The organism is Roseateles sp., from assembly GCF_031397715.1.
Taxonomy (GTDB): domain Bacteria; phylum Pseudomonadota; class Gammaproteobacteria; order Burkholderiales; family Burkholderiaceae_C; genus Paucibacter_A.
This window is the reverse complement of record NZ_JANNMI010000461.1, coordinates 1-4,007: the sequence shown is the minus strand read 5'-3', so window position 1 is coordinate 4,007 and position 4,007 is coordinate 1. Positions and strand designations below refer to the sequence as shown.

Sequence of the window (4,007 nt, the reverse complement as noted above, 5' to 3'; positions counted from 1 at the left end):
AAGCCGGCATAACGCGCCGCCGCAGGAGCCAGGCCGCCGACCTGCAGCGCGAAACCGGCATAGGAGCGAAACAGCTAGACCCAGAAGGCCAGCACCGAGCCCGCCGCGATCAGCACACCGATATTCAGGCGCGAGCCCTCGAACAGGCGCGGGATTTTGGTGACGGCCAGGAAGCTGATGCTTTGCGGAAAGTTATAACCCTGCGGGTCTTTCCAAGGGCCGTAGACCAGATAACTCAAGAGCAGATCGGCCACATAGACCAGCATCAGGCTGACCAGAATTTCGTTGGCATTGAAGCGCGCACGCAGCAGCGCCGTGATGGCCGCCCAGGCCATGCCGCCCAGCATGCCGGCCAGCAAAATCCACAGCACGATGATGCGGCCGGTGTTGGCGTCGGCCTGCATCGCCACGAAACCGCCGGCCAGGGCGCCAATGATGAACTGCCCCTCGGCGCCGATATTCCAGACATTGGCGCGGAAGCTTACTGCCAAACCGAGCGCAATCAGCACCAGCGGCGTCGCCTTCAGACCCAGCTCGCTCCAGGCGCTGACCGAGCGGATCGGCTCCCAGAAAAACATCTGCAGGCCGCGCAGCGGGTCCTTGCCCAAGAGCAAGAACAAGCTCACCCCCAACGCCACCGTGATCAGCAGCGCCAGCACGGGCGAGGCCAAAGCCATCAGCTTGGAGGGTTGCGGGCGGGGCTCAAGCCTGAGCATGGCCCGCTCCAAGGTTCCAGAGCCCGCTCATCCACTCGCCAATCATCGCCCGGCTGGCCTGCGCCACCGGCACAGCCGGCGACATGCGGCCCTGCGCCATCACGACCAGGCGGTCACTGATTTCAAACAATTCGTCCAACTCCTCGCTGAGCACCAAAACGGCGCAGCCGGCATCGCGCAGCTTCAACAGTTCCGCCCGGATCTGCGCGGCCGCACCCACGTCGACACCCCAGGTCGGTTGCGCAATGATCAAGACGCGGGGGTTGGCGTCGATCTCGCGGCCGACAATAAACTTCTGCAAATTGCCGCCCGACAGACTGCGCGCCGCCGCACCCGCGCCGCCGGCCCGCACCGAAAAGCGCGCAATCAAATGCTCGGCCAAACGCTGCACCCGCGCGGTGCGCAGCCAGCCCCAGGCCGTCACGCTGCCTCGGTCGGTGCGGGTCAACAAGGTGTTTTGCGCCAAGGACAGGCTAGGCACAGCGCCGCGCCCCAGCCGCTCCTCGGGCACAAAATGCAGCCCTAAGCGGCGCCGTTTGCGCGGGCTGCTGCGGGCAATATCCTGGCCGAACATCTGCACGCTACCGGGCTGACCGCGCGCATCTTCGCCCGACAGCGCGGCCATCAACTCCTGCTGGCCATTGCCCGACACGCCGGCCACGCCGACGATCTCGCCGGCATGCAAGTTCAGCTCGATATCAACCAAAGTGGTGCCAAAAGGCTGCGCCTTGGCCAAGCTGAGGCGGCGCAGGGCCAGGGCCAAGGCGCCCGCCTTGCTCGGCAGGCGCTGCAGCGGCGGCGGCTCGGCGCCAATCATCAGCCGCGACAGCTCGCTGCTGCTCTGCGTGCGCGGGTCGACCTCGCCCGTCACGCGGCCGGCGCGCAGCACCGTGCAGTGATCGCACAGCGCCCGGATCTCGTCGAGCTTGTGGCTGATGTACAAAATACTGCAGCCCTGCGCGGCCAGCTGGCGCAGGGTCACAAAGAGCTTGTCGACGGCGCGCGGCGTCAGCACCGAGGTGGGCTCGTCAAGGATCAGCAACTGCGGCTCGGTCAGCAACGCGCGCACGATCTCGACCCGCTGGCGCTCGCCGACCGACAAACTGTGCACCGGGCGCAGCGGGTCCACCTCAAGCCCATAACTCTGCGCCACGGCGGATATACGCTCGGTCAACTCTGCAAGACTGCCGCCTTTATCCAGACCCAGCCAGATGTTCTCGGCGGCGCTCAAGCTGTCGAACAGCGAGAAATGCTGATACACCATGCTGATGCCTAAAGCCCGCGCCTGCGCCGGGCTTTTGAGCGCAATCGGCTGGCCATTCCAGAGCACCTGGCCGGCATCGGGCTGCACGGCGCCGTAGATGATCTTCATCAGCGTCGACTTGCCGGCGCCGTTCTCGCCCAACACCGCATGGATCTGCCCCGGCGCCACCACCAAGTCAATGCCGTCATTGGCCTTGACCGCAGGGTATTGCTTGCTGATACCGGTGAGGTGCAGGCGGGCTGGGCTCATGGAGGGGCGAAAGTTTGAGGCTTAGATCATAGGGGGATGTGGCGCCGGAATTGGAAGGAAAGGACGCAGAGCGCGCAGAGGAGCGCAAAGGGCCGCAGAGACTATGTTCGCCCGCAGCAGGAGTTTTTAGACATAGCCCTCTCGCTCTGCGTTCTCTGCGCCTTGGTCTGCGAACTCTGCGTCCAATTTCCCACGCGAATCCGACCTAGCTCGCCCTGCGAAATCTCTCGACCCCCGCCACATAAGCGCTGTGCAGATTGCGCTCGTCCGACAGGCCCATCCACGCGAACACCCGCTCGTGCAGGCCGCGCACCACTTCGGCGCGGGCCGCCGCCACCGGCCCGACGGCCCAGTCCCAGACGCAGACATCGGCCAGCGTGCCGGCGCCGAAGTGGCCGATCTCACCGATCAGCCCCAACGCCTCGGCCGCCCCGCGCGTGGCGGCATGCAGGCCGGCCCAGGCGCTCATGCGCTGGCCGGCCAGCGCCTGCACCTTGTAGCCGTCAAGCAAATTGCGCTGCATCGACAGGCTGCTGCCGCCGCCCACATCGCTGGCCACGCTGACCGCGACACCGGCTTCGGCCGCAGCCGCCCAGTCAAACAAACCGCTGCCCAGAAACAGATTGGACGAAGGGCTGAAAGCGATTTGCGCGCCGCTGGCTTTGAGCACGGCGCGGTCGGCATCGTCCAGCCAGACGCCATGCGCCAGCACCGCGCGCGGGTGAAGTAACCCCGCGCGCGCATACACATCCAGATAGCTGCGCGCGTCCGGGAACAGCTCGGCCACCCAGGCCACCTCGGCGCGGTTCTCGGCCACATGGGTCTGCATATAAAGCGAGGCATCGGCGCGGCAGAGTGCGCCGGCCATCGCCAATTGCGCGGGCGTGCTGGTCGGCGCAAAGCGCGGCGTGACGGCATAACTGAGGCGGCCCACACCATGCCAGCGCGCGATCAGATCGACGCAGTCGCGCTCGGCGCTGGCCACATCGGCGTCCAGCAGCGCGGCCGGGGCGTTGCGGTCCATCAAGACCTTGCCGGTGATCAGGCGCATACCGCGCGCTTGCGCCGCCTCGAACAGCGCCTCGGCCGAGACCTTGTGGACAGTGGCGAAGACCACCGCCGCCGTCGTGCCGTGAGCCAGCAACGCGTCCAGAAAGCGCTCCGCGCCCAGCCGGGCAACGGCCGGGTCGGCATAGCGGCATTCGGCCGGGAAGGTGTAGGTGTTGAGCCAGTCCAGCAACTCGGCGCCGTAAGAGGCGATCACATCGAGCTGGGGCGCATGCACATGGGTGTCGATGAAGCCGGGCAGGATCAGGCGGCCGCGGTGGTCGATCTGCCGCCAGCTCTCGTCCGGCGCCTCGGCCTGTGTGCCTTGGATGCGGCCTGTTTCATCGACCAAAAGCCAATGGTCGGGCTGAAAGCGCACAGCGCTGCCGGGGTCGAGTTCTGCCCAGGCCGGTGCGGCCGTGAAGTCGAGCAGGTCGCCGCGCAGGGCGAATTTTTCTTGAGGAGTGGCGAGTGGCAATGCAAAGGTCCAAGCGAAGGTCGGCCAAGGATCGTATATCGTCGGGCCATTGCCTTCGATGCACCTTTGCCATATTCCCCACATGAGCCTGCCCACGCGCCCGATTCGTTTTTTCCACCGAGGACAGATCCAGTCCGTGCAAGGCCTGCCGGTCACGACCACGGTGCTGGACTATCTGCGTGACCACGCTTGCCTGGGAACCAAAGAAGGCTGCGCCGAGGGCGACTGCGGTGCTTGCACGGTGCTGGTGGGC

At 66.1% G+C, this 4,007-nt stretch carries 3 protein-coding genes and 1 pseudogene; 1 reads left to right on the top strand and 3 read right to left on the bottom strand.

Going from position 1 to position 4,007, the window contains the following annotated elements:
• The 3 genes and pseudogenes from RMO57_RS20520 to guaD form a co-directional block, all read right to left on the bottom strand.
• A pseudogene (locus RMO57_RS20520) lies at positions 1-716 on the bottom strand (ABC transporter permease); the annotation flags it as partial.
• Positions 703-2,229 carry an ABC transporter ATP-binding protein gene (locus RMO57_RS20515; RefSeq protein WP_310389833.1) on the bottom strand — a complete coding sequence of 509 codons (1,527 nt, stop codon included), beginning with the start codon at positions 2,227-2,229 and terminating at the stop codon, positions 703-705. The pseudogene RMO57_RS20520 and the gene RMO57_RS20515, both read right to left, overlap by 14 nt.
• 205 nt (positions 2,230-2,434) lie before the next feature.
• A complete protein-coding gene (guaD, locus tag RMO57_RS20510; protein WP_310389831.1) occupies positions 2,435-3,754 on the bottom strand; it encodes a guanine deaminase in 1,320 nt (439 codons plus the stop codon).
• A gap of 88 nt (positions 3,755-3,842) precedes the next feature.
• Here guaD and RMO57_RS20505 point away from each other — a divergent pair.
• Positions 3,843-4,007 (top strand): 2Fe-2S iron-sulfur cluster-binding protein (locus RMO57_RS20505; RefSeq protein WP_310389835.1); only part of this gene is annotated, 165 nt, incomplete at its 3' end.

Bases quoted from the DNA above. Each gene is read 5' to 3' on its own strand.
- RMO57_RS20515 (WP_310389833.1), bottom strand. From the start codon at position 2,229: ATGAGCCCAGCCCGCCTGCACCTCACCGGTATCAGCAAGCAATACCCT.